This is a genomic window from Streptomyces sp. NPDC058291 (genome assembly GCF_042880855.1).
Taxonomy (GTDB): Bacteria; Actinomycetota; Actinomycetes; order Streptomycetales; family Streptomycetaceae; genus Streptomyces.
In genome coordinates, this window is the sequence record NZ_JBHVYK010000076.1 from 14,338 (window position 1) to 37,877 (window position 23,540).

The 23,540-nt window shown below is 71.6% G+C and carries 24 protein-coding genes; 6 read left to right on the top strand and 18 right to left on the bottom strand.

Features of this window, described 5'->3' with window-relative positions; translation table 11 throughout:
• Nucleotides 1-32: 32 nt before the first annotated feature.
• Nucleotides 33-1,127: a bifunctional succinyldiaminopimelate transaminase/glutamate-prephenate aminotransferase gene (locus ACFVYK_RS29425; RefSeq protein ID WP_389779262.1), complete on the bottom strand. Its 1,095-nt coding sequence runs from the start codon at nucleotides 1,125-1,127 to the stop codon at nucleotides 33-35.
• A gap of 112 nt (nucleotides 1,128-1,239) precedes the next feature.
• Nucleotides 1,240-1,563: a ferredoxin gene (gene fdxA, locus ACFVYK_RS29430; RefSeq protein WP_069768200.1), complete on the bottom strand. Its 324-nt coding sequence runs from the start codon at nucleotides 1,561-1,563 to the stop codon at nucleotides 1,240-1,242.
• 110 nt (nucleotides 1,564-1,673) lie between these two features.
• On the opposite strand from fdxA, the gene ACFVYK_RS29435 reads away from it, so the two are divergent.
• Nucleotides 1,674-2,759, top strand: a complete 1,086-nt coding sequence (locus tag ACFVYK_RS29435; protein ID WP_389779265.1) for a GNAT family N-acetyltransferase — start codon at nucleotides 1,674-1,676, stop codon at nucleotides 2,757-2,759.
• Nucleotides 2,756-3,610: a tetratricopeptide repeat protein gene (locus ACFVYK_RS29440; RefSeq protein WP_389779267.1), complete on the top strand. Its 855-nt coding sequence runs from the start codon at nucleotides 2,756-2,758 to the stop codon at nucleotides 3,608-3,610. Before ACFVYK_RS29435 ends, ACFVYK_RS29440 begins: the two co-directional genes overlap by 4 nt.
• A 148-nt stretch (nucleotides 3,611-3,758) precedes the next feature.
• Here the strand turns inward: ACFVYK_RS29440 and ACFVYK_RS29445 are convergent, their stop codons facing one another.
• The 8 genes from ACFVYK_RS29445 to ACFVYK_RS29480 form a co-directional block, all read right to left on the bottom strand.
• On the bottom strand, nucleotides 3,759-4,376 hold the full coding sequence (locus tag ACFVYK_RS29445) for a response regulator (RefSeq protein WP_389779269.1): 618 nt from the start codon (nucleotides 4,374-4,376) through the stop codon (nucleotides 3,759-3,761).
• Entirely contained in the window at nucleotides 4,373-5,569 is a 1,197-nt protein-coding gene (locus ACFVYK_RS29450) for a sensor histidine kinase (RefSeq protein WP_389779271.1), read from the bottom strand. Before ACFVYK_RS29450 ends, ACFVYK_RS29445 begins: the two co-directional genes overlap by 4 nt.
• A gap of 5 nt (nucleotides 5,570-5,574) precedes the next feature.
• Nucleotides 5,575-6,315 carry an ABC transporter permease gene (locus ACFVYK_RS29455; RefSeq protein WP_389779273.1) on the bottom strand — a complete coding sequence of 247 codons (741 nt, stop codon included), beginning with the start codon at nucleotides 6,313-6,315 and terminating at the stop codon, nucleotides 5,575-5,577.
• Nucleotides 6,312-7,259 (bottom strand): ABC transporter ATP-binding protein, encoded by a 948-nt coding sequence (locus tag ACFVYK_RS29460; protein ID WP_389779275.1) that lies wholly within the window; start codon nucleotides 7,257-7,259, stop codon nucleotides 6,312-6,314. The genes ACFVYK_RS29455 and ACFVYK_RS29460 overlap by 4 nt, the downstream gene beginning before the upstream one ends.
• An 82-nt stretch (nucleotides 7,260-7,341) precedes the next feature.
• Entirely contained in the window at nucleotides 7,342-9,849 is a 2,508-nt protein-coding gene (locus ACFVYK_RS29465) for a hypothetical protein (protein ID WP_389779277.1), read from the bottom strand.
• A gap of 154 nt (nucleotides 9,850-10,003) precedes the next feature.
• Nucleotides 10,004-10,414: a DUF6113 family protein gene (locus ACFVYK_RS29470; protein WP_389779279.1), complete on the bottom strand. Its 411-nt coding sequence runs from the start codon at nucleotides 10,412-10,414 to the stop codon at nucleotides 10,004-10,006.
• The gene (gene mshB / locus ACFVYK_RS29475; protein WP_389779281.1) at nucleotides 10,414-11,328 is read right to left on the bottom strand and encodes an N-acetyl-1-D-myo-inositol-2-amino-2-deoxy-alpha-D-glucopyranoside deacetylase; all 915 of its coding nucleotides are present in this window, start codon (nucleotides 11,326-11,328) and stop codon (nucleotides 10,414-10,416) included. The genes ACFVYK_RS29470 and mshB overlap by 1 nt, the downstream gene beginning before the upstream one ends.
• A 119-nt stretch (nucleotides 11,329-11,447) precedes the next feature.
• Complete coding sequence (locus ACFVYK_RS29480) at nucleotides 11,448-11,909, bottom strand: ATP-binding protein (protein WP_389779283.1); 462 nt, start codon at nucleotides 11,907-11,909, stop codon at nucleotides 11,448-11,450.
• 120 nt (nucleotides 11,910-12,029) lie between these two features.
• On the opposite strand from ACFVYK_RS29480, the gene ACFVYK_RS29485 reads away from it, so the two are divergent.
• Nucleotides 12,030-12,908, top strand: a complete 879-nt coding sequence (locus ACFVYK_RS29485; protein ID WP_389779284.1) for a helix-turn-helix domain-containing protein — start codon at nucleotides 12,030-12,032, stop codon at nucleotides 12,906-12,908.
• Nucleotides 12,905-13,117: a DUF397 domain-containing protein gene (locus ACFVYK_RS29490; RefSeq protein ID WP_389779285.1), complete on the top strand. Its 213-nt coding sequence runs from the start codon at nucleotides 12,905-12,907 to the stop codon at nucleotides 13,115-13,117. Before ACFVYK_RS29485 ends, ACFVYK_RS29490 begins: the two co-directional genes overlap by 4 nt.
• A 4-nt stretch (nucleotides 13,118-13,121) precedes the next feature.
• Here ACFVYK_RS29490 and ACFVYK_RS29495 read toward each other — a convergent pair whose 3' ends face one another.
• Together ACFVYK_RS29495 and ACFVYK_RS29500 are read right to left on the bottom strand one after the other, a co-directional pair.
• Nucleotides 13,122-13,325, bottom strand: coding sequence for a hypothetical protein (locus tag ACFVYK_RS29495; RefSeq protein WP_389779286.1), 204 nt, complete (start codon nucleotides 13,323-13,325; stop codon nucleotides 13,122-13,124).
• Nucleotides 13,326-13,488: 163 nt separating this feature from the next.
• Nucleotides 13,489-13,683, bottom strand: a complete 195-nt coding sequence (locus ACFVYK_RS29500; RefSeq protein ID WP_389779287.1) for a hypothetical protein — start codon at nucleotides 13,681-13,683, stop codon at nucleotides 13,489-13,491.
• A gap of 179 nt (nucleotides 13,684-13,862) precedes the next feature.
• On the opposite strand from ACFVYK_RS29500, the gene ACFVYK_RS29505 reads away from it, so the two are divergent.
• Entirely contained in the window at nucleotides 13,863-15,989 is a 2,127-nt protein-coding gene (locus ACFVYK_RS29505) for a prolyl oligopeptidase family serine peptidase (protein WP_389779288.1), read from the top strand.
• A gap of 206 nt (nucleotides 15,990-16,195) precedes the next feature.
• On the opposite strand, the gene ACFVYK_RS29510 is transcribed toward ACFVYK_RS29505, so the two are convergent.
• From ACFVYK_RS29510 to ACFVYK_RS29535, 6 genes are all read right to left on the bottom strand, one after another.
• Nucleotides 16,196-17,296 (bottom strand): ABC transporter ATP-binding protein, encoded by a 1,101-nt coding sequence (locus ACFVYK_RS29510; protein ID WP_389779290.1) that lies wholly within the window; start codon nucleotides 17,294-17,296, stop codon nucleotides 16,196-16,198.
• On the bottom strand, nucleotides 17,289-18,281 hold the full coding sequence (locus tag ACFVYK_RS29515) for an ABC transporter ATP-binding protein (RefSeq protein WP_389779291.1): 993 nt from the start codon (nucleotides 18,279-18,281) through the stop codon (nucleotides 17,289-17,291). The genes ACFVYK_RS29510 and ACFVYK_RS29515 overlap by 8 nt, the downstream gene beginning before the upstream one ends.
• Nucleotides 18,282-18,288: 7 nt before the next feature.
• Nucleotides 18,289-19,329, bottom strand: a complete 1,041-nt coding sequence (locus ACFVYK_RS29520) for an ABC transporter permease (RefSeq protein ID WP_389779293.1) — start codon at nucleotides 19,327-19,329, stop codon at nucleotides 18,289-18,291.
• The gene (locus tag ACFVYK_RS29525) at nucleotides 19,322-20,245 is read right to left on the bottom strand and encodes an ABC transporter permease (RefSeq protein WP_389779295.1); all 924 of its coding nucleotides are present in this window, start codon (nucleotides 20,243-20,245) and stop codon (nucleotides 19,322-19,324) included. The genes ACFVYK_RS29520 and ACFVYK_RS29525 overlap by 8 nt, the downstream gene beginning before the upstream one ends.
• Nucleotides 20,246-20,251: 6 nt before the next feature.
• The gene (locus tag ACFVYK_RS29530; RefSeq protein ID WP_389779296.1) at nucleotides 20,252-21,883 is read right to left on the bottom strand and encodes an ABC transporter substrate-binding protein; all 1,632 of its coding nucleotides are present in this window, start codon (nucleotides 21,881-21,883) and stop codon (nucleotides 20,252-20,254) included.
• Between the two features lie 266 nt (nucleotides 21,884-22,149).
• A complete protein-coding gene (locus ACFVYK_RS29535; RefSeq protein ID WP_389779297.1) occupies nucleotides 22,150-22,440 on the bottom strand; it encodes a helix-turn-helix domain-containing protein in 291 nt (96 codons plus the stop codon).
• A gap of 528 nt (nucleotides 22,441-22,968) precedes the next feature.
• Between ACFVYK_RS29535 and ACFVYK_RS29540 the strand changes: the two genes are divergently transcribed.
• The gene (locus ACFVYK_RS29540; protein WP_389779298.1) at nucleotides 22,969-23,514 is read left to right on the top strand and encodes a hypothetical protein; all 546 of its coding nucleotides are present in this window, start codon (nucleotides 22,969-22,971) and stop codon (nucleotides 23,512-23,514) included.
• The last annotated feature ends 26 nt before the right edge of the window (nucleotides 23,515-23,540 follow it).

Here is a 23,540-nt window from a genome sequence, read left to right on the forward strand (position 1 = left end):
CGCGTGCGCCCGGGCGGGATCCGGGGCCGGGACTACAGCCGTGCCACGGCCGCGCGCACCCGCTCGTCCGTCGCGGTGAGGGCCACGCGCACGAACTGCGCGCCCGCCTCGCCGTAGAAGTCGCCGGGGGCCACCAGGATGCCCCGGTCGGCCAGGTGGGCGACGGTGGTCCAGCAGGACTCGTCCCGCGTCGCCCAGAGGTAGAGGCTGGCCTCGCTGTGCTCGATGCGGAAGCCGTGGGACACGAGCGCCTCGCGCAGGAGGGCGCGGCGGGCCGCGTAGCGTTCGCGCTGCTCGCGGACGTGGACGTCGTCGCCGAGAGCCGCCACGACGGCCGCCTGGGTGGGCGCCGCCGTCATCATCCCGCCGTGCTTGCGGATCTCCAGCAGGGGGCCGAGGACGGCCGGGTCGCCCGCCAGGAAGGCCGCGCGGTAGCCGGCCAGGTTGGAGCGCTTGGAAAGGGAGTGGACGGCGACGACGCCCTCGTACGAGCCGCCGTTGACGTCCGGGTGCAGGACCGAGACCGGGTCGGCCTCCCAGCCCAGCTCCAGGTAGCACTCGTCGGAGAAGACCAGCACCCCGTGCCGCCTCGCCCAGGCGACGATCCGGGTCAGCTCCGCCTGGGACAGGACCTGTCCGGTGGGGTTGGACGGCGAGTTCAGCCAGAGCAGCCTGAGGTCGGTCGGGTCCAGGGCCGTGGGGTCGTCGTAGACCTCGTACCGGGCGCCGGCCAGCCGCGCGCCCACCTCGTACGTCGGGTAGGCCAGCCGTGGGAAGGCCACCCTGTCGCCGGGTCCGAGGCCCAGCTGGGTCGGAAGCCAGGCCACCAGTTCCTTGGAGCCGACGATCGGCAGGACGTGGCGGTGGGTGACCTCGCGGGCGCCCAGACGGCGCTCCAGCCAGCCGGTGATCGCGTCCCGCAGCGCCGGGGTGCCCCAGACGGTCGGGTAGCCCGGCGAGTCCGCCGCGTCGATCAGGGCCTTCTGGATCAGATCGGGGACCGGGTCGACCGGAGTGCCGACGGAGAGGTCGACGATGCCGTCCGGGTGCGCTGCGGCCGTCTTCTTGTACGGCTCCAGCTTGTCCCAGGGAAACGTGGGAAGGCGGTCGGAGACTGCGGAGGACACGGTGACTGGCTCACTTTCGTACGAACGGCCAACGCCTCGGCCCCGTACGGCGATCGGCGGGATCAGGCCGTACGGGACCGAGGCGGCACGGAGTGCGGGCCGCTGCTGCGGATTACTCGGCCGCCTGCGGCGGCAGCGCGGCGACGAAGGGGTGGTCGCGCTCGATCAGACCCAGCTTGCTGGCGCCGCCGGGCGAGCCGAGGTCGTCGAAGAACTCGACGTTCGCCTTGTAGTAGTCCTTCCACTCCTCCGGAGTGTCGTCCTCGTAGAAGATCGCCTCGACCGGGCAGACCGGCTCACAGGCACCGCAGTCGACGCATTCGTCCGGGTGGATGTACAAGGACCGCTGGCCCTCGTAGATGCAGTCGACCGGGCACTCTTCGATGCAGGCCTTGTCCTTCACGTCGACACAAGGCTGCGCGATGACGTAGGTCACGCTGTCGTTCCTCCTCGATAGGGCGCCGGCGGGCCTCCTCAGGCTCCGCCGCCTGGCGCGCGGGAGCGCGGCGTCGTCGATGCCCGCCCCTAGTATCTCCGTTCTTGGGCATGATCCGAACAGGAGGGGTGAACCGACCTGTGGAAATCTCGGCCGCCGGACGCTTGGAGGTCCGTATCACCGCCGCTGACGTGGGCAAACGTGTCTCCGTTCGATGCTTGAGCGGCACTGGTTCCCCGGGGGACGAATTCACCGACACGGTCGGTGTTCTCACATCATGGGACGACGGTGTGCTCGCGATCACACGGAAGAGCGGTGAGAGCGTCCGCGTTGACGCGTCCTCGCTGGTCGCCGGGAAGGTCGTGCCGGCCGCGCCGGCCCGCCGACGCGGGCCCGCCGCCTCCTACCCGGAGCTCGCCCGGGTCGCCGCGCGGGCCTGGCGTCCCGTGGAGAGCGAACGGCTCGGCGCGTGGGAGCTGCGGGCCGCCGCGGGCTTCACGCGGCGGGCCAACTCGGTGCTGCCGCTCGGCGACCCCGGGATGCCGCTCGACGCGGCCCTGGACGTCGTCCGGGACTGGTACGGCCGGCGCGGGCTGCCCGCCTATGTGCAGACGGCGACGGGGGCCGAAGGCGCGGAGGAACTGCTGAGCGCGCGGCTGGAGGAGCGCGGGTGGGTGCGTGAGGTGACGGCTCAGCTGTGGATCGGGGCGTTGGCGCCGGTCGCCGACCGGGCGCAGGGCACGGGTGTGGTGCTGGCCCGGGAGGCCGACGGGGCGTGGCTGGCGCGGTATCAGCGCAAGGGGGTCGGCGAGGCGGCCCTGAAGGTGCTGGGCGGCGGGTTTCCCGGTTCGGGCGAGGCCGGGAGCGGGGACGGGCCGTCGGTGTGGTTCGCGTCCGTGCCCGGACCGCCCGGCGAGGCGCCGGCCGCGATCGGGCGGTGCGTCGTGGACGGGCGGTGGGCCGGGTTCGCCGCCGTCGAGGTCGATCCGGCGCGCCGGCGCGAGGGGCTCGCCACGACCGTGATGGCCGCGCTGGCCCGGCAGGCGCTGGCGGAGGGAGCGTCGGCGGCCTGGCTGCAGGTGGAGGAGGAGAACGCGGGAGCACGGGCGCTGTACGCCGGGATGGGCTTCGCCGCGCATCACGCGTACCACCACTACCGGGAGCCGGCGCGGGAGTCCTCGACGGAGGCGTCGTGAGCGAGGCCGGCGACGGGATCGACCGCGACGAGGCGCGACGGCGGTTCGCCGAGGAGGCGCGGGCCGAGCGGCCCGACCTTGCGCTGCTGTGTCTGCTGATCGGCGCGGCGGCGGATCCGCGGCTGGACGAGGCCGCTCTGGACGCCGCCCAGATCGAGCTGGACCGGCTGGCGGGCGAGCTGCCGTACCGGCCCGGCGGACCGCACGCGTGGGCCGCGGCGCTGCGGGACCTGCTCGGCGGGCGATACGGCTTCGGCGGGTCGGACGCGGACTACGACCGGCTGGAGTCGTCGCTGCTGCATCAGGTGCTCACCCGGCGGCGGGGGCTGCCGATCCTGTTGTCCGTGGTGTGGGTGGAGGTGGCGCGGCGGGCCGGGGCCCCGGTCCACGGGGTCGCGCTGCCGGGGCACTTCGTGGTGGGGTTCGGGCCGGCCGGGGACGTCGAGCGGCAGGTCCTCGTCGACCCGTTCGACGGCGGGCGGGTGCTGACCGGCGGTGACGCGGAGCAACTGGTCACGGGGGCGACGGGGGCGCGGCTGGAGCCGTCGATGCTGGCGCCGGCGGAGCCGTTGGACGTCGTGATGCGGATCCTGAACAACATCCGGTCGTGGGCCGCGGCCCGTCCGGAGCGGTCGGACGTCGCCCTGTGGGCCGTCGAGCTGGGGCTGGCCGTGCCCTCGCATCCGGCCCGACTTCGGTACGAGAAGGGGCAGTTGCTGGTCCAGCGGGGCGATTTCGTCGGCGGGGCCGTAGAGCTGGAGGAGTACGCGTCACTGGTGGAGGTCGTGGACGAGGCGGCGGCGGGACGGGTACGGAAGGAGGCGTTCGCCGCGCGGGCCCTGTTGAACTGACACCCGGCGTGACGCGAACGCCCCGTCCCCGAACCCGAGTCGCCGGCCGCTGCCTCTCCGGCTGACGGACCGCCCCGGTCCTACGGACCCGGCCCCTGGGCCCACGCAACCGGCGGCCGTGCCGACCGGGTCGGCTGGGGCTAGCGGCTCACAGCCAGCCCTTTTCCCTGGCGGTGCGGACCGCCTCAGCCCGGTTGCGCACCGCGAGCTTCTGGATCGCCGTCGACAGGTAGTTGCGGACCGTGCCCTGGGACAGGTGCAGGGCGGCGGCCAGTTCCGCGTTGGTCGAACCGTCGGCCGCCGCGCGCAGGACCTCGCGCTCGCGGTCGGTCAGGGGGTTGGCGCCCCCGGCGAGCGCGGCCGCGGCGAGCGTGGGGTCGATGACCCGCTCGCCCGCGAGGACCTTGCGGACCGCCTGAGCCAGCTGGGCGGCCGGAGCGTCCTTGACCAGGAAAGCGTCGGCGCCCGCCTCCATCGCGCTGCGCAGATAGCCGGGACGGCCGAAGGTGGTGAGCACGACCAGCTTCAGTCCCGGGAACTCCCGGTGGACCTGGGCCGCCGCCTCGATGCCCGTCGCGCCCGGCATCTCTATGTCGAGGAGAGCGACGTCGACGTCGTGGGCGCGGACGGCCGCGAGGACCTCGTCGCCCCGCGCCACCTGGGCGACCACCTCGATGTCGTCCTCCAGGCCGAGCAGGGCCGCCAGGGCCTCGCGAACCATCGACTGGTCCTCGGCCAGCAGGACCTTGATCGTGCCACCACTCATGAGCCGGATCCTATGCCGCGGGCCGGGCCGGCCGGGACCCGGGCGGCCAGCCGGAAGCCCCTCTTCAGGCGGCCCGCGTCCAGGGTGCCGCTCGCCTTCTCCAGACGTTCGGTCAGACCGGTGAGACCGTTGCCGGGGCCCTTGCCGGAGCCCCCGGAACCGTCGTCCTCCACGGAGAGTTCCAGGACCGGGCCGTCGAGGGTCTGGCGCCGCACGACGTCCACCGTGCAGCGGGTCGCGCCGCTGTGCCGTACGACGTTGGTGATCGCCTCGCGCAGGGCCCAGGCCAGGGCGGACTCGCTCTCCTCGGGGACGCCGTCCAGGTCCGGCTCCGCGGGTATCGCGGCGACGACGCCGGCCGCCGTCAGGGCGACCTCCGCACCGGCCAGTTCGGACGCCAGCCGGGGCCGCCGGTAGCCGGTGACGGCCTCGCGGACGTCCACCAGGGCCTGCCGGCTGACCTGTTCGATGTCGGCGACCTGCTGGGCGGCCTTGTCCGGGTGGTCGGGCAGCATGCGGCCGGCCAGCTCGCTCTTGAGCGTGATGAGGGACAGCGAGTGGCCGAGCAGATCGTGCAGGTCCCTCGCCAGTCTCAGCCGCTCCTCGTTGGCGGCCAGTTGGGCGACCGTCGCCCGGGCCTTGCGCAACTCCACCGTCGTGCGGACGAGTTGGCTCACGCCCGTCATCGCGAACCCGATGAGCAGGACCAGCAGCAGGAGGTTGAGCGCCTCCTCCTCGTCGGCGCGCAGACCGACGAGGAGGAGCACCGCGCCCGTGCCCGGGATCGTCCAGAACGCCGCCCGCATCGGCAGCACGCTTCCGCAGGCCACGGAGACGTAGCAGTACAGCCCGAGCCAGGCGGGGCCCAGGGTGAGGCCCAGGACCGTGGCGAGCACCGCCATGGAGCCGATGACGGCGGCGACGAGCCTCGAGGGGTAGGGCGTGTCCCCCATGTTGCGGAACAGCAGGGAGAGGTAGAGCGCGACGAACACCGCCAGGCCCAGCCAGCCGGCCACGGTGGCGCCGGTGGTGTGCCGCCCGGAGACGAGGTCGTGGACCGGAGAGCTGAGGAACACCAGCCAGACGCCGATCCAGAGCAGCTTGCGGCGCCACAGCTCCCGCCGGTTGCGGGCCGGCCGGCCCAGCAGGATCTGGGGCTCCTGCCGGGCCTCGTGCGACTGATCGTCCGTCATGACGCTCACGCCTTCAGCGTGTCCTTCCGGTACAGCCAGGCCGCACCGCCCGTGAACAGGACGAAGAAGGCGACCAGGATGGCGATGTCCTTGGCATGGGGGGCCTGGCTCTGTTCGATCGCCTGCCCCAGCGCAGCGTACGCGTGGGTGGGGGCCCACTCGGCTATGCCCCGCAGCCAGGACGGGAAGGTGGCGGTGGGCCACCACAGGCCGCCCAGGATCGACAGCCCGAAGTAGGTGATCATGGTGATCGGGCGGACCGCGTCCCCGTCGGCGAGGTAGCCGATCGCCACACCCAGCGCGGCGAAGACGAGGCTGCCGGCCCAGATCGCGCCGGTCAGGGCGCACCACTGCCAGGCGTCCAGCCGTACGTCCTTCAGGGCGGCGGCGCAGACGAACACCACGACGATGGACGGCAGGCTGACCACGGCCGCGCTGGCGGTCTTGGCGAGGACGTATCCGCGGCCCGGGAGGGTGGTCAGCCGCAGTTGCCGCACCCAGCCGTTCTCGCGCTCCTTGGCGATGCGCTCGCTGTTGCCCATGAGGACGGCCGTGAGGGCGCCGAAGGAGGCCATCGAGACCATCATGTACGTCGGGAGGGTCAGGCCGGTCCCGTCGACCTTCGTGGCGCTGTCGGAGGTGCTGGAGATCAGCAGGAACAGGACCGACGGGTAGATCACCGAGAAGAACAGGAACTTGCGGTTGCGCAGGGCGCGGGCGAGCTCCAGCTTGATCAGGCTGTTCACTTGGTCTTCGCCTCCTCGGCGGCGGTGATGGCGACGAAGGCCTGCTCCAGACCGAGCCCGGCGACTTCGAGGTTGCGGGGGTAGAGGCCGAGCCCGTACAGCGCGTGGACGGTGGCGTCGGCGTCGCCGGACTGGATGCGCACGGTGTGCACGGATTCCGCGGCGGAGCCGCTGTGGGACACGGTGACGGCGGTGAGGAAGGGCAGTTCACGCAGGGCCCGTTCGTCGATCTCGCCCTCCAGGTCGAAGGAGATGCGCCGGGCGCCCGCCTTCGCCTTGATCTCGGCCGCCGTGCCGTCGGCCAGCAGCCGGCCCCGGTGCAGGACCAGCACCCGGTCGGCTATGGCGTCGGCCTCCTCCAGGTAGTGCGTGGCGAACAGGACGGTGCGGCCCTGGTCGGCCTGCTCGCGCATGGTGGCCCAGAAGGCCTGGCGGGCGGTGACGTCCATGCCGGTGGTGGGCTCGTCCAGGACGATCAGGTCGCTGTCGCCGGCGGTGGCGAGGGCGAACCGCACGCGCTGGGCCTGCCCGCCGGAGAGCTTGTTCACCTTGCGGGCGGCGATCGACGCGATGCCCGCGCGGGCCATCACGTCGGAGGCCTGGTACGGCTTGGGGTGCAGGGCGCAGGCGAGGCCGACGAGTTCGGCGACGGTGACCTCGTCCATCAGTCCGCCGCTCTGCAGCATCGCGCCCACCCGGCCGGCGACGATCGCCTCGCGCGCGGTGACCCCGAAGACGCGGACGGCGCCGCTGTCGGGCTGTTTGAGGCCGAGGAGGAGGTCGAGGGTGGTGGACTTGCCCGCCCCGTTGGGTCCCAGCAGCGCCACGGTCTCCCCCGGGCGCAGCGAGAGCGTCAGGCCGTCCACGGCCCGCACGTTCCCGAAGCTCTTGCTCACCTGGTCGAAGTCGACCACCGGTGCTGTCTGCGTCGTCATGCCGGTCATCGTCGCGCGGACGGCGCCCCGGGCGGCAGTGTCGGACGTCCGCGGCGTCGCATGACAGATGTCATGCGACGCCGCGCAGACGTCAGCTCGGGTCGGTGTCGATGACGCCGATCCGGTTCGTCTCGCTCTTGAGGGCGGGACGCAGCGCGCCGATGACGTCCTGGACGGTGACGGCCGTCTTCTGGCCGGTGCCGCGGGAGATCAGGACGCCGTGGAAGGTGCCGCCGTACAGCGCCTTCAGGGCCGGCTGGTCGTAGCTCTCGACGAGCTTGCCGTCGACCGCCTTGACCCGGAGGAACTTCCACAGGGAGTTCTTCGGGCTGAAGGAGACCGAGTGCGCCGCGTCGGTCATGACGGTGACCTTGCCGGACATCGCCGGTTCGGCGAACTCCTTCATCATGCGGTCGACCTCGGCGTCGGGCACCGTGGGCTGCCTGGTGGTGGTCGGCACCTTCACGCCGGCCGCCGAACCGGTCTCCACCTGGGTGCGGTAGGCCGCCACGACGGCGTCCTGGGCCTTCGCCGCGTCGATGCCCTTGCCGGCCTTGCCGTAGACGGGGACGGCCTTGCCGGACTCGAAGGTGATGGTGCCGTCGGTGGCCGAGCCGGAACCGCCCGCCGCGCTGCGCAGAGCGGCCTGCAGCTTCTCCTCGTCGACCGGCATCGCGGGCTCGACCTCGCGGTGCTGTCCGAACAGCGAGCCGATCACCGAGACCGGGTTGTAGTCGCTCTGGGCGGCGTCGTCGACCGTGGCCTGGATGTCGAACTGCAGGCCCGCCTGGTCCGGCTTGAGCGTGACCGTGCCGCCGTCCACGGACAGCTTCAGCGGCTGCCCGACCCGCTTGTCGAAGGCGTCGTCGAGCTTCTTGACGGCGTCGTCGCGGGTGCCGCCGCCGATGTCGACGCCGAGGACGGTGGTGCCCTTGGGCACGTCGGAGTGGTTCATCAGCAGGCCGGCGCCGTAGACGCCGACCCCGGCGACCACCACCAGGCCGCCGAGCAGCGGGAGCTTGCCGCGTCCCTTCTTCTTTTTCTTCTTCTGGGAGTCGCCCGCGGACGGGCTCGGCCTGCTCTGCTCCGGCGCCTTGGGCCCGGTGTGCGGCAGCGGCCCGTCGGCGGGCGCGCCGCCCGGTCCGAAGGGCCCGCCCTGGCCGCCGCCGGCCGGGACGACGGGGATGCCGCTGGTGACGGTGTGTCCGGAGACGTTGTCGACCGGACGGCCGCCGTAACCGCCCGCGCCCGGTCCGGGGGCGGGCTTTTGCGGGGTGAGGATCGCGGTGTCGTCGCTGAGGCCCCCGCCGGGCAGCCGCCCCACGCCGGCGCCGGCGCCCGGAGCGGCCGAACGCGGGCCGCCGGGACCGGACGGCACACCCGGACCGCCGGGGCCGGACGGCACACCCGGACCGCCGGGAGCGCGGGTGGCGCCCGGGGCGCCGCCGTTCATCGGGGGCACGATCGGGCCGTCACCGGTGACCGGACCGCTGGTCGGGCCGGTGGGGCCGCCCTGCGGACCGCCGGGGCCCCCGGGGCCGCCGGGTCCGTCGGGGCCGTTGAAGTCGTAGGAGCCGCCCGGGCCGCCGGGACCGGCCGGAAGGCCGGTTCGGGCTCCCGGACCGCCGGGCAGGCCGCCGGGACCGCCCTGCTGGGCGTTCGGCCCGCCGGGACCGCCGCTCGGGCCGCCGTTCGGGCCGGGGAGGCCGCCGCTCGGGCCGCCGGGACCGCCGTTCGGGCCGGGGAGGCCGTTCTGGCCGTTGCCGGAGAAGTACGGCAGGTTGTCGCGGTTCGCCCCGGAGCCGCCCTGACCCGGCCCCTGACCCGGCCCCTGCGTCGGGCCCTGGCCCGGACGCGAGCCGTTGCCGAGGGGACCGCCGGCGAGCGCCTCGGTGACGTCGAAGGAACCCGTGCCGCCACCGTGTCCCGGAGCCACGGGACCGCCGGTGGCGCCGGGCAGCCCGGCCCCGTTGGTACCGCCGGGACGCGTTCCGCCCGGCACGCTCATCGAGCCGACCACGCCACCGGGACGCCCACCGCCCGGTCGCGCTGCCGCGCCGGGAGCTGCGGCCGGGGGGGTCGCGGGCGTGCCGGTCCCGGCGGCGGAACCGCCCGGCAGACCGGCTCCGTTGGTCCCGCCGGCTCCCTGACCGCCCTTGGCGGGCGAGGACTTGCGCGGCGCGAACCATTCGCTCGTCCTGTCGTCGGCGCCGGGCGCGGGTTCGCCGGGCAGCTCGAACGAGCCGGTGTCCGACGAGCTCGGGCCGACGGCGCCGGAGGGCGCGGCCTGCTGTGCGCCGGCGTCGGCGCCGGCCTTGCCGCCGGGGCCGTCGTCGCCCGCCTGGTCGGCGTCGCCGACGGGGGTGCGCACGACGACCGGCGGAATGGGCCGCGATCCGGGGATGTTGATGCGGATCCGCGTCGTCAGCGTGGTCTCGGTCTTGCGTTCCTCCGGCTGCGCAGCCGGACGGCTCGCGTCGGCACCGCCGTCGGACACCACGGGGGTGCCGTACGGCGGCGTGCCCGAGGGGTATGCGGCTCCGCCGCGCCCGTTGGACCCGTTGGGCCCGGAGGACGGACTGTCAGTTTCACGACTCAAGGCAGGTTCTCCAGGTTGGCTCCGCCGCCCGCCACGACCTCACGGGCAGCTCGGCGGCGCGCACCACCATACTGGCCACTTCTGGCCCGTATCCCACGACCGCCGGGGAAACCCACACGGGACTCCCACGGGCGGGCCGCGGTGAAGTGGTACGTCACTTCCCAAGTCGGACGTCGTCGCCGACCGGTTGCCGCCCCCAACCGATGGTGGCGCAGATCACAGCAAGCGCCATGCCGCCGAGCAGGAAGAGGTACGAGCCGCCTCCCGCGCCGAACAGGAAGTCGCCCTCCGGACGGCCCGCGGTGCACAGGACGACGGAGACCATCCAGCCGACGGCGGGCGCGACGGCCCCGGCGCGGGTGTCGAGGGCCCGCGCGCCGCCGATGAACAGTCCGCACGCGCCGGCGAGCGCGAGGAGCAGGCCGCCGGGGAACGAGCCGGCCTGGACGAGTGCGCCGGCGAGGCCGGCGACCGCCCCGAGCAGCAGGAGCCCCGCGTAGGCGGCGACCCGCCGGGCGGGGGGCATCCGCAGCGGCTGGGCGAGCATCGAGCCACGGTCGGACATCAGGCCGCCTCCGCCGTGTCGTCGAGACCCGCGAACAGGTCGGTCTCCCTCTTCCCGGCCGGCTCGCCGCGTACGAGCTCGTAGTACTCCGTCGCGAAGAGCGGCTGGGCGAGTTCGTTGGACAGGACGAAGTACCGGTCCCCCGGCGCGACTTCGACCTGGGTGGCGTGTGCGCGCATCGCGGCGGCCTTGGCGGCGGCCGGGGCGCCGGCGCCGTCGATCTCGGCGGTGACGCGGTCGTCGTCCACGACGCCCGGCACGTCGGACACGGCCGCGCTCCGGTCGAACGGGAGCTGCGGCAGCTCGTCGCGGAGCCGGGCGAAGGCCTCCTCGGCGACGGATCGCGGGACGCGGTTCCAGTACACCTTGGGGATGCGCCATCCGGCGGCCTCGGCCAGCTCGGCCGCCCGCATGGCGACGCGGTGGGCCTGGACGTGGTCGGGGTGGCCGTAGCCGCCGTCGTCGTCGTAGGTCACGAGGACCTGGGGGCGCACCTCCAGGATCACCTCGACGAGGGCCGCGGCGGCTGCGTCGACGTCGGCCTGCCAGAAGCACGCGGGGTCGTCGTTGTCGGCGAGGCCCATCATTCCGGAGTCGCCGTAGCGGCCGGGGCCGCCGAGCAGCCGGAAGTCGTCGACGCCGAGTTCGGCCATGGCGGCGGCGAGTTCACCCCTGCGGTGCTCCCCGAGGGCGGCGCCGGTCAGGTGGCGCAGCCGGGGCGGGATGACCTCGCCGCGCTCGCCGAGGGTGCAGGTGACCAGGGTCACATGGGCGCCCTCGGCCGCGTACCTGGCCATGGTCGCGCCGTTGTTGATCGACTCGTCGTCCGGGTGCGCGTGCACCAGCAGCAGACGCCGGGGGGCGCGAGCCGGGTGTCCCCCTGGCCGGAGGTCGAGGGAGGGCAGTTCCGTCATGAAGCCAACCCTACGAGGCGGCACTCCTCCACCGGTCGTCCACCCGCCCGCCCGTCACCCCTCGGCGTCGGGTACGCAGGCGATGGCGAGGGCGATGCCTTGTCCGGGTCTCCCGGCGGTCAGGAGTCGTGGCGGCTCCGAACGTCATCCGGGGGAAGTACGACCTCGGCCCAGACCGTCTTGCGCGGGCGCAGCTCCGGGGCCCAGCCCCACCGGTCGGCGAGCGCCTCGACGAGGAGCAGTCCACGGCCGGACTCGGAGTCGCCCTGCGAGCACGTGGGACGCAGTCGGGGCAGGCGGCCCCCCGCCGTGTCGGTCACCTCGATGCGCAGCGTGTTCGCGATGACGTAGAGCGTGAGGCGGAAGTCCCGGCCCGGAACGCGTCCGTGGGTCACCGCGTTCGCAGCGAGTTCGGCGACGATCTGACCGGCCGGGTCGACCGGCATGCCCCAGGAGCGCAGTTGCTCGGCCGTCAGCAGCCGGGCGAGACGCGCTCCGCGAGGGGTGGGAGACAGCCGCACGCTGAAGTTGCGGAAGTGCCGGTCGGGTTGGGTGGCAGAGGAGACGGATTCCTGGATCACGTCACTCAGGGTGGCCACTCCCGCTTACCGTGAACAGTGATGAAGCCGTTGCGTACGGTGACTGTCCGGGCGTTGTCCGGTCGTGTCGGGACTGTCGGTTCGGGTGACGGAGGGGCGCGAATGACGCAGGTGAACGGCAAGCCGGTCCAGCTCAAGGAGGAGACGGACGAACCGGGTTGGGAGGTGGACCCGGACGACGACTGGGGTCTCGCCGTCGTGGAGACGGTGGGGCGGCAGCTGAAACTGCGGCGAGAGGCCGTGGGGATGCGCGCGGCCGACTTCGGGCTGGCGGTCGGCTACGGCGAGGACCTCGTCTACAAGATCGAGAGCGGGAAGCGGATCCCCCGCCCCGAGTACCTGGACAAGGCCGACAAGGTGTTGGGGGCGGGTGGACTGCTCTCGGCGATGAAGGAGGACGTGAAGAAGGTCCGGTACCCGAAGAACGTCCGCGAGATCGCCAAGTTGGAAGCGCAGGCGGTCGAGCTCGGGGTGTACGTCGGGCTCAGCTTGCACGGGCTGTTGCAGACGCCGGAGCATGCGCGGGCCCTCTTCGAAGTCTGGCAGCCTGCGTACTCGCCTGAGGAGGCGGAGCGTCGGGTGGCCGCTCGCATGGCCCGGAAATCGATCTTCGAGCGGTTGCCTGCCCCCGCCCTCAGCTTCGTCCAGGAAGAGGCGACACTGCGTCGGCCGGTCGGAGGCACAATGGTGTGGCGCCAGCAACTCGAACATCTGCTGGAGGTGGGGCGGTTGCGCAACGTCACGCTTCAGGTGATGCCAACGAATTCCGAGGCCCACCCTGGGCTGAGTGGAAAGATCGAGGTGCTGAAGTTCCCGGACGGCACGGCTGTAGGCCGTTCCGACGGCGCGTACAACGGCCGACCGATCTCAGATCCGAAGCAGCTGCGGATCCTTGAGCTGCGGTACGGCAGCATCCGGGCCCAGGCTCTCCCGCCCCGGGAGTCGCTGACCTTCATCGAGCAACTGCTGGGAGAAACGTGATCCACAAGGGTTCCGCTGGAGAGACATCCGAGCTGGCGTGGTTCAAGAGCAGCTACAGCGACGGCCCCGACGGTGACTCCTGCGTCGAGATCGCCACCACCCCCGGCACGATCCACGTCCGCGACTCCAAATACGCCGACAGCAGCCCCCGCTTCACGCTGTCCCTCAAGGCATGGGCCGACTTCGTGCCATACGTGTCCGAAGGCTGACGGTCTACTCGACCCCGGTCTCCGGTACGTCGACCTCGCCGCCGAGGGAGCGGGCGATGGCCGTGAACTCGTTCAGGGCGGCCTGGAGGTCGCGGACGATCTCCTCGGCGATCACCTCGGGCGGCAGGCCGCTGTCGGCGTCTTCGAGGGCGGGGATCGTGGAGATCACGACGGTGGACGTGTCCTGGAGCCCACTGCGGCCCAGCATGTCCATGTTCCGCCTCGGCACGAGCCCCGCTCGGCCTCCAGACGGTCGCTGGTCTCCGACAGGTCGCTGTCTCCGACAGTTCGACGCGCGGCTCGGCCAGCGCCCGGCGATGCCGCCGCGGGCTCCGGTCGGTCGCCCGCCGGAGCCCACGTGCGGGCGGGCGTCAGAACTTGATGCTGCCGATCATGCTCGCCACGCTCGTCGTCAGGTCGTTGATGGTCGGCGCGATCGTCGAGGAGGCCAGATAGAAGCCGAGCAGGATGCAGACGACAGCGTGACCGCCCTTCAGTCCCGACTTCTTGACCAGCAAGAAGACGACGATCGCCAGCAGCACTACCGCCGAAATCGAGAGTGCCACGGCGGCTCACCTCCAAGGACCCGGGAACGTGGGGGACGACAGAGCGAGGGAACGGGTAAGTCGATACATCAGCCAGCAGGTTCATACCCACGCAGCGCTAGTGATCATAACTATGTGTGGGCGCGCATCTCTCGGCGCACAGCCGCACAAGGGGGGAGCATGGCCAATATGGTCGGAGGATGACGACCGACTCCGACTCCTTCCCCCGCAGGCACGCCCGCACCCAGCGTTTCACCCTCGGCGCGCCGCGTTCGTTCACGGTGGCCCCCGACGGCTCCCGGGTCGCCTTCCTGCGGTCCGGCTCCGGCACTGACCGTGCGGGCGCCCTGTGGGTCCTCGATCCGGCGGACGGCACGGAACGCCTCGCCGCCGACCCGGGGGCCCTGCTCGGCGGCGCCTCGGAGGACCTCTCGCCCCAGGAACGGGCCCGTCGCGAACGCAGCCGCGAGGGGGGCGCCGGCATCGTCGGCTATGCCACCGACGAGGCGGTGGAGCTGGCGTCTTTCGCCTTGTCAGGGCGGCTTTTCACGGCCGAGCTGCGGGCCGGGACGGCCGCCGAGCTCCCGGTCGCGGGGCCGGTGATCGACCCCCGCCCCTCCCCCGACGGACGGCTCGTCGCGTACGTCGCCGGGGGCGCGCTGCGGGTGGTGGACGCCGGGGGCGAGGACGACCGGGCGGTGGCGGAACCGGAATCGGACACGGTTTCCTATGGATTGGCCGAGTTCATCGCGGCCGAGGAGATGGGCCGCCAACGCGGCTTCTGGTGGGCCCCGGAGTCGGATCGGCTGCTGGTCGCGAGGGTGGACGACACGCCGGTGGAGCGGTGGTGGATCTCGGATCCGGCCCAGCCGAAACGTGACCCGCACCACGTGCCCTATCCGGCTGCCGGAACGGCCAACGCGGAGGTGCGGCTGTTCGTGTTCGGGCTCGACGGGGTGCGCACGGAGGTCTCCTGGGACCGTTCGCGGTACCCGTATCTGGCGCGAGTGCACTGGTCAGGGGCGGGGGCGCCGCTGCTGCTCGTCCAGGCGCGCGACCAGCGAAGTCAGCTGTTCCTGGCGGTGGACACCGACTCCGGGAGGACCCGGATGGTGCATGCCGACGAAGATCGGATTTGGCTGGAACTTTTCCCCGGCGTGCCCTGCTGGAGTCCGTCCGGGCAGTTGGTCCGGATCGCTGACGAGGGCGGTGCGCGGGTGCTCGCGGTCGGTGAACGCCCACTGACCGGGGCCCAGTTGCAGGTGCGAGCGGTGCTGGACGTCACGGCGGACGACGTGCTGGTCGCGGCCTCGGCCGGCGAGGACGCGGCCGCGCCGGAGATCGGCGAGGTGCACGTCTACCGCGTCAACGAGTTGGGCGTGGAGCGCCTCTCGCAGGAGCCCGGGGTGCACTCGGCGGTGCGCTCGGGGTCCGTGACCGTCATGGTGTCGGCGGTGCCGGACCGGCCGGGGAGCGTGGCGCGGGTGCTGCGCGAGGGGAAGCCGGCGACCACCGTCCGGTCGCTTGCGGAGGATCCCGGTCTGTCCCCCCGCGTGACGTTCCTCGAAGGGGGCGCACGACGCATCCCGTGCGCCGTGCTTATGCCTAGGGACTACCCCGGTGACACCCCGCTGCCGGTCCTCCTCGGCCCCTACGGCGGGCCGCACGGGCAGCGGGTGCTGGCCGCGCACAACGCGCATCTGACCTCGCAGTGGTTCGCCGACCAGGGCTTCGCGGTGATCGTCGCCGACGGCCGGGGAACGCCGGGCCGTTCGCCCGCCTGGGAGAAGGCGATCAAGGACGACATGGCCGCGATCGTCCTGCAGGACCAGGTGGACGCCCTGCACGCGCTCGCCGAACACTTCCCGCTCGACCTGACCCGGGTGGCCGTGCGCGGCTGGTCCTTCGGCGGCTACCTGGCCGGACTCGCGGTGCTGCGCCGTCCCGACGTCTTCCACGCGGCGGTGGTCGGCGCCCCGGTCACCGACCTGCGCCTGTACGACACGCACTACCAGGAGCGCTACCTCGGCCACCCCGGGGAACACCCCGAGGTCTACCGCCGCAACTCCCTGATCGACGACGAGGGCCTGGTGGACGCCGTCGAGCCGGCCCGCCCGATGCTGATCATCCACGGACTGGCGGACGACAACGTGGTGGTCGCCCACTCGCTGCGGCTGTCCTCGGCCCTGCTCGCCGCCGGCCGGCCGCACGAGGTGCTGCCCCTGTCGGGCGTGACCCACATGACCCCGCAGGAGCAGGTCGCCGAGAATCTCCTGCGCCTGCAGCTGGACTTCCTGCGCCGCTCCCTGGGCCTCGCCCGGCCCTGAGACGGGCAACGGGCCGGGGCGACAGCTGCGCCCCGGCCCGTTCACGGCACCCGCACGGCCGTACGCTGTCCAGCCTGACGCGTCCGTATATCGGAACCGGGTCGGCCAAGTTGCCTGCGTGTTAACGCGGTTGCCACCCGGATACACGGTTGCTCCGCGCCCTGGCCGTCGCGGCGCGCGGCGGGCGCGACGTCGTCCAGCTCGCCTCAGACCCCAGGTTCCACCGGGGGGACCACCTGTTTCTCCTCGGCGAAGTGGCATGCCGAGGCGTGCGCCGCCGGACCCGCGACGTGCCGGAACTCCGCCGGGACGGCCAGCGCCGGCACCTCCAGGGCGCAGCGCTCCCGCGCCTTCCAGCAGCGGGTGCGGAAGCGGCAGCCGGAGGGGATGTTCGTCGGGGACGGCACGTCGCCCGCCAGGATGATCCGCTCCCGGTGCTCCCGCGCCTCCGGGTCCGGCACCGGGACCGCGGAGAGCAGGGCCTGGGTGTAGGGGTGCGTGGGGTGGTCGTAGATCTCGGCGTCGCGGCCGATCTCCACGATCCGTCCGAGGTACATGACCCCGACGCGGTCCGAGATGTGCCGGACGATGGACAGGTCGTGCGCGATGAAGAGATAGGACAGGTCGAACTCGCTCTGCAGCCGGTCCATCAGGTTGATCACCTGCGCCTGGACCGACACGTCCAGCGCGGACACCGGCTCGTCGGCGACGATCACCTCGGGGCGCAGGGCCAGCCCGCGCGCGATGCCGATGCGCTGGCGCTGACCGCCGGAGAACTGGTGCGGGTAGCGGTTGATGTACTCGGGGTTGAGCCCGACGACGTCCAGCAGGTCCTGGACCTTTCGGCGCCGGTCGCCCTTGGGCGCCACCTCGGGGTGGATCTCGTACGGCTCCCCGATGATGTCGCCGACGGTCATGCGCGGGTTGAGGGATGTGTACGGGTCCTGGAAGACCATCTGGATGTTGCGGCGGACGGCCTTCAGGGCCCGGCCCGACAGTTTGGTGACGTCCTCGCCCTTGTAGCGGATCTGCCCTTCGGTCGGACGCTCCAGGTGGACCAGCATCTTGGCGACGGTCGACTTGCCGCAGCCGGACTCCCCCACGATGCCCAGGGTCTCGCCCCGGCCCAGCGTGAAGTCGACGCCGTCGACGGCCTTGACCGAGCCGACCTGTCTGCGGAACACGATCCCCTGGGTCAGCGGGTAGTGCTTGTGCAGCCCGCTGACCTCCAGGATCGGCTCGGCCGACGAAACCGGTGGACCGGGCGGGACGGGCGGGCCCGACGGGCCGGACGAGGTGCTAGCCATGCAGGCACTCCCTCCAGAAGTGGCACGCGCTCCTGCGGTCCGCAGGGGAGACGCCCGCCTCGGTGACCTCGTACAGGGGCGGCACGTCGGTGCGGCACACGTCCTGCGCCATCGGGCAGCGCGGGTTGAAGGCGCAGCCCGGCGGGATGTTCATCAGGTTGGGCGGCAGGCCCTTGATGGCGTAGAGCTCCTGGCCCTTCTGGTCCAGCCGCGGGATCGAGTCGAGCAGGCCGCGGGTGTACGGGTGGGCCGGCGCCTTGTAGATGTCGTGGACCGGAGCGGACTCGACGATCCGGCCCGCGTACATGACGGCGATGCGGTCGGCGACGTCCGCGACGACGCCCAGGTCGTGGGTGATGAGGATCAGGCCCATGCGGTACTCGCGCTGCAGCTCCGCGAGCAGGTCCATGACCTGGGCCTGGACCGTGACGTCCAGGGCGGTGGTGGGTTCGTCGGCGATGATGAGCGCCGGTTCCAGGGCCAGCGCCATCGCGATCATGATGCGCTGGCGCATGCCCCCGGAGAACTGGTGCGGGTAGTCCCTGACGCGTTCGCGGGCGGCCGGGATGCGGACGCGGTCCATCAGCTCCACGGCCTTGGCCCGCGCGTCCTTCCTCGACATCCCCCGGTGCACGGCGAACATCTCGCCCAGCTGGTCGCCGACCGACAGCACGGGGTTCAGGGACGACAGCGCGTCCTGGAAGATCATCGCCATCTCGGCGCCGCGGACCTTGCGCCGCTCGTCCTCCTTGACCGTGAGCAGGTCCCTGCCCCGGAAGACGATCTCGCCGGAGGTGATCCGGCCGGGCGGCATGTCGAGGATGCCCATGATCGCCTGGGCGGTGACGGACTTGCCGGAGCCGGACTCGCCGAGCACGGCGAGGGTCTCGCCCGCGTCCACGCCGTAGCTGACGCCGTTGACGGCCCGGGCGATCCCGTCCCGGGTGCGGAACTCCACGTGCAGGTCGCGCACTTCGAGCAGCATCCGGCCGTCACCTCAGCTTCGGGTCGAGGGCGTCGCGGACCGCGTCGCCCAGCATGATGAACGCCAGGACCGTGACGGCCAGCGCGCCCGAGGGCCACAGCAGGGCGTGCGGGGCGTTGCGGATGTAGGGGGAGGCGGCGGAGATGTCGATGCCCCAGGAGACGGTCGGCGGCTTCAGACCGACGCCGAGGTAGGACAGCGTCGCCTCCAGCGCGATGTACGTGCCGAGCGCGATGGTCGCCACGACGATGACGGGGGCGACCGCGTTCGGGGTGATGTGACGCAGCAGGAGGCGGGAGTTCGAGGCGCCCAGGGCGCGGGCGGCCTGGACGTAGTCGTGCTGCTTGGCGGTGATCACCGAGCCGCGGGCGATGCGGGAGATCTGCGGCCAGCCGAGCAGCACCATGAACCCGATGACCGGCCAGACCGTGTTGCTGGTCACCACGGAGAGCAGGACGAGGCCGCCGAGGACGACCGGGATGGCGAAGAAGACGTCGGTGAGCCGGGACAGCAGCGAGTCCGAAGCCCCGCCGAAGAAGCCGGCGAGTCCGCCGAGCACGCTGCCGAACAGGGCGACGCCGAGCGTGGCCAGGACGCCGACCGTGACGGACGTCCGGGCGCCGTAGACCGTGCGCGTGTACACGTCGCAGCCCTGGCCGTCGAAGCCGAAGGGGTGGCCCGGTTGTGAGCCCTCCTGGGCCTTGGAGAGGGTGCACTTGAGGGGGCTCATCCAGGTGATGGAGCCGGGCCACAGGGAGATGAAGACCAGGAAGAGGATGACCAGGGCGGCCACGAGGAAGACGGGGTTGCGGCGCAGGTCGCGCCAGGCGTCGGACCACAGGGACCGGGCCCGTTCGCCCGAGGCCGCCCCCGCGTCCGGCCCCGAGGCTCCCGCGCCCGGTGGTCCGCCCCGGGTCCGCTCCAGGGTCTCCCCCTCCGCCGTGGCCAGGTCCATCGCCCCGCCCATGCCGGTGTCGGCGATGGCGCCGTCCTCCGGGGTGCGGCCCGCGCCCGGCAGATGGTGCTCCGGTGGCGTCGGCTCAGGCATAGCGGATCCTCGGGTCGAGTACGGCGTACAGGAGGTCCACGAGCAGGTTGGCCACCAGGAAGACCAGGACGAGGACGGTCACGAACCCGACGACGGTCTGCGTGTTCTGACGCAGGATGCCCTGGTAGAGCTGGAAGCCGACGCCGTGGATGTTGAAGATGCGCTCGGTGACGATCGCGCCGCCCATCAGGGCGCCGATGTCGGTCCCGATGAAGGTCACCACGGGGATGAGGGAGTTGCGCAGCAGGTGCCGGGTGACGACCCGGCGCCGGGGCAGCCCCTTGGCGACGGCCGTGCGGACGTAGTCGGAGCGTTTGTTCTCCGCGATGGAGGTGCGGGTCAGCCGGGTGACGTACGCCAGGGAGACGGAGGCCAGCACCAGGCCCGGCACGATCAGCTCGCCGAAGGTCGCCTCCGAGGAGACCGAGGGCTTGATCCAGCCCCATTCGACGCCGAGCAGCAGTTGCAGCAGCAGGCCGGTGACGAAGGTGGGGACGGAGATGACCACGAGCGTGAGCAGCAGCACCCCGGAGTCGACGGGCCGGCCACGGCGCAGGCCCGTCACGACGCCCAGGGTGATGCCGATGACGATCTCGAAGAGGATCGCGACGATCGTCAGCCGGATGGTGACCGGGAACGCCGTCGCCATCAGCTCGGTGACCGGCTGGCCGTTGAACGCCGTACCGAAGTCTCCGGTGAAGACGTTCCCCATGTAGGTCAGGTACTGCTGCCACACCGGCTTGTCGAGGCCGAACTCCTTCTTCAACTGGGCGGCGGTGGACGGGTCGCACTGCCGGTCACCGCACAGGCCCGCGATGGGGTCGCCCATCACGTTCACCATCAGGAAGATCAGCAGCGTGGCCCCGATGAACACCGGGATCATCTGGAGCAGACGCCGGATCACATACCGGCCCATGGCGGGTCAGCCGACCTTGATCTCGTTGTAGACCGGGACGGAGAACGGGTTGAGCTTGACGTTCGAGAGCCGCTCGGAGTAGCCGGCGCTGCCGTTCTGGTACCACAGCGGGATGGCGGCCATGTTGTCGCGGACGACCTCCTCGGCCTTCTGGAAGGTCTCGACGGCCTTGGTCGTGTCGGTCTCGGTGTTGGCCTGGTTGACGAGCGAGTCGAACTGCTTGTTCGACCACTTGCCGTCGTTGGAGGAGGCGTTCGTGTAGTACAGCGGCTGGAGGAAGTTCTGGATGAGGGGGTAGTCCATCTGCCAGCCCGCCCGGAACGGGCCGCTCATCTTCCGCTCGGTGATCTGGCCCCGGTAGTCGGCGAAGGTGCCCACCGGGTTGCCGGCGCACGCCTTGTCGTTGTCGAGTGCGTTGTTGATCGAGTTGCAGACCGCGTCGACCCACTGCTTGTGGGATCCGGTGTCCGCGTTGTACGTGATCTTGACCTGGCCGCCGGGGAGGCCGCCGCCCTCCTTGATGAGCTGCTTGGCCGCCGCGGGGTCGTAGTCGCAGGCGTCCCCGCAGAGACCTTCCTTGAAGCCGCCCTCCTTGCCGAGCACCGGGGAGGTCCAGTCGGTGGCGGGCGTGCGGGTGTTCTGGAAGATCGTCTCGGTGATCTGCTTGCGGTCGATGGCGCGGGACAGGCCGGTGCGGACCTTGTCCGAGCCGTCGGTGTTCCACTTCTTGTCGTAGAACGGGAAGGCGAGGGTCTGGATGATGCCGGCCGGCGTGTTGAGGTAGCGGTCGCCGAGGTCGGCCTTGACGTTCTTGAGCTGGGCCGCGGGCACGTCGTCGACCAGGTCGAGGTTGCCGGCCAGCAGGTCGGTGTAGGCGGTGTTGTTGTCGGTGTAGACCTTCAGGGTCACGCCGCCGTTCTGCGCCTTGTCGTCGCCCGGGTAGTCGTCCCACTTCTTCAGGGCCATCTGGGAGCCCTTGGTGTACGAGTCGATGCTGTACGGACCGTTCCCGACCGGCTTCTTCAGCCAGCCGGCGTGGTCGCTGAAGAAGGCCTGGGGCAGCGGCGCGAACGCGGGGTAGCCCAGGGTGTCGGGGAAGGTGGAGAACTTCTGCGTGAGCTTGACGGTGAAGGTCTTGTCGTTGACGACCTTCAGGCCGGAGAGGGTGTCGGCGCTCTGCTTGCCGCCGTCGGGGTGCACCTTGTCGTAGCCGTCGATGTACTGGAAGAAGTAGGCGTTCTTCTGGTTGTTCTTCAGGCTCGCGCCGTAGTTCCAGGCGTCGACGAAGGACTTCGCCGTCACCTTCTCGCCGTTGCTGAACGTCCAGCCGTCCTTGACGGTGACGGTGAAGTTCTGGGAATCGGTGGTGTCGATCTTCTCGGCCAGCATGTCCTCGGCCGCGCCGGTCTCCGGGTTGTACTTCTTCAGGCTGCGGAAGATCATGTCGAGGACCTTGCCGCCCTGCACCTCATTGGTGTTGGCGGGCTCCAGCGGGTTCTGCGGGTCTCCCCAGGACGAACTGAGCACCGCGCCGCCGTCGCCGCTTCCGCTGTCGCTCCCCCCGCCTCCGCAGGCCGTCGCCGTGAGCGCTGCCGCCGCCGCCAATGCGGCCCACCTGGCGTGCGTGGCTCCACGCATGGATGCCTCCTCGTCGACCGCGCGCCTGTCCTGAGCGGCGAGATGCCGTCGGCGCCGGAGTTTTGATCCTTTGCCAGTCAATATCGGCACATCGCACAGGCCCCGCACCCTCACCACACCCGTACGGGTTGTGTCGGGGTCCGCGAGGCGGACGTCCGGCGGCCCGGTTGGGCCGTTCGGGCGTCGACGGGGCGCACGCCCCGGAACGCGGGAACGTCCCGCGCCGCACGGCACGGGACGTCCCGGAGCGTCGGGCGCAAGCCGGCTCAGCGGGGCGGCGCCCTGAAGACCACCTGGATCGCGCCGTGCGGCGACAGCGCGATGAGCAGGTTCGACGACAGGGCCGCCGCCAGCCGCTCCAGCAACGGCAGCGTCGGAACCCCGCGGCCGTGCTCCAGACGCGAGAGCGCCCCCTGGCTCATGCCCGCCTGTGCCGCGAGGCGTTCCTGGGTCAGCCCCAACTCCAGCCGCCTGGCCCGCACGGCCACCCCGAAGGGCCTGCCGAGCCACTCGCCCGGCGCCGGCTCGCCGGCGCCGGCACTTCTGCGATGCGTCACAGCCAACACGTCGTCACTCTCCCCGTTCGTCACAGCCATCGGCGCCCCGCGCACGCCGAGAAGGGTCCGCGGGTCGCTCTGCCGATCAGGACCGGCGCCGGCGGCCGGGCGGTTCCGGGCTTGGGCAAGACTTGAGGGGGTCTGTCATACCGTCCGGCGCATGGCGTTCCCCGATGAGACCTTCCTCACGACATATCGCCCGAGTGATGGTGACGTATCGCGCAGAAGGGCGTAATCGAACGGGTTCACACCGTCTCGTGTTCCCGTCTGCACGCTTTGCCCGACACCGGTCGCGGTTGTCAATGGCTGTCGTCGGACGATGTGCGGCGGGGCATCCGGCCGGCCGGTTGCCCCGCGTCGGCGCACGGCCGATTCTGGCGTCGCGCTCCGGTGATCACCCGCCGAACTGCCCACCACGGCAGGCCGGCCGGGTTTCTCACGGGGGTTCTGGTGAGTACGTCGAGACCGCCTGGAGCGCGCACAGGCAGCCGGTGCGAGCCGTCTGCCGGCCTACTCACTCGAAGGGACATGTACGTGCGGAAGATCGCAAGTACCCTGATCACCACCGCCGTCGTCGCGGGCGGCATCGTGGGCGGCGTGGCCGCGCCGGCCTCGGCCGCGTGCGCGCCGAGCCCCGGAACCGGCTACCACATCACCAACAAGTCGACGGTGAGCAAGCCGACCAACCTGCACAGCGACTGGATGTACGACAACCTCGGCGGCAACCTCACCTACAACCACACGAAGACCGCCACGGTCAGCGCCAGCGGCACGGCCGGCGTCGAGGCCGAGGCCGGGGTCATCTTCGCGAAGGCGAGCACCTCGTTCAGCGTGACCGTGGGCAAGACCTGGTCGAAGTCGAACAGCTGGACCTACTCGATCCCGGCGAAGAACAAGGCCGGCAAGACCAAGGTCCGCATGACGATGTTCCACGAGTCCAAGAAGTTCAAGGCCACGAAGTTCACGTACTACTACGACGGCCACTGCAAGTACCACGAGAGCACGAAGTGGTCGAAGTGGTTCACCGCTCCGGTGAAGAAGGACGCCAACGTCTGGGGCCTGGAGTGGAAGTAGCCTGACGAGAGCGGCCCGCCGGGAGT

Bases quoted from the DNA above. Each gene is read 5' to 3' on its own strand.
- ACFVYK_RS29435 (WP_389779265.1), top strand. From the start codon at position 1,674: ATGATCCGAACAGGAGGGGTGAACCGACCTGTGGAAATCTCGGCCGCC.
- ACFVYK_RS29445 (WP_389779269.1), bottom strand. From the start codon at position 4,376: ATGAGTGGTGGCACGATCAAGGTCCTGCTGGCCGAGGACCAGTCGATG.
- ACFVYK_RS29450 (WP_389779271.1), bottom strand. From the start codon at position 5,569: ATGACGGACGATCAGTCGCACGAGGCCCGGCAGGAGCCCCAGATCCTG.
- ACFVYK_RS29460 (WP_389779275.1), bottom strand. From the start codon at position 7,259: ATGACCGGCATGACGACGCAGACAGCACCGGTGGTCGACTTCGACCAG.
- ACFVYK_RS29470 (WP_389779279.1), bottom strand. From the start codon at position 10,414: ATGTCCGACCGTGGCTCGATGCTCGCCCAGCCGCTGCGGATGCCCCCC.
- mshB (WP_389779281.1), bottom strand. From the start codon at position 11,328: ATGACGGAACTGCCCTCCCTCGACCTCCGGCCAGGGGGACACCCGGCT.
- ACFVYK_RS29485 (WP_389779284.1), top strand. From the start codon at position 12,030: ATGACGCAGGTGAACGGCAAGCCGGTCCAGCTCAAGGAGGAGACGGAC.
- ACFVYK_RS29495 (WP_389779286.1), bottom strand. From the start codon at position 13,325: ATGCTGGGCCGCAGTGGGCTCCAGGACACGTCCACCGTCGTGATCTCC.
- ACFVYK_RS29505 (WP_389779288.1), top strand. From the start codon at position 13,863: ATGACGACCGACTCCGACTCCTTCCCCCGCAGGCACGCCCGCACCCAG.
- ACFVYK_RS29510 (WP_389779290.1), bottom strand. From the start codon at position 17,296: ATGGCTAGCACCTCGTCCGGCCCGTCGGGCCCGCCCGTCCCGCCCGGT.
- ACFVYK_RS29515 (WP_389779291.1), bottom strand. From the start codon at position 18,281: ATGCTGCTCGAAGTGCGCGACCTGCACGTGGAGTTCCGCACCCGGGAC.
- ACFVYK_RS29520 (WP_389779293.1), bottom strand. From the start codon at position 19,329: ATGCCTGAGCCGACGCCACCGGAGCACCATCTGCCGGGCGCGGGCCGC.
- ACFVYK_RS29525 (WP_389779295.1), bottom strand. From the start codon at position 20,245: ATGGGCCGGTATGTGATCCGGCGTCTGCTCCAGATGATCCCGGTGTTC.
- ACFVYK_RS29530 (WP_389779296.1), bottom strand. From the start codon at position 21,883: ATGCGTGGAGCCACGCACGCCAGGTGGGCCGCATTGGCGGCGGCGGCA.
- ACFVYK_RS29540 (WP_389779298.1), top strand. From the start codon at position 22,969: ATGTACGTGCGGAAGATCGCAAGTACCCTGATCACCACCGCCGTCGTC.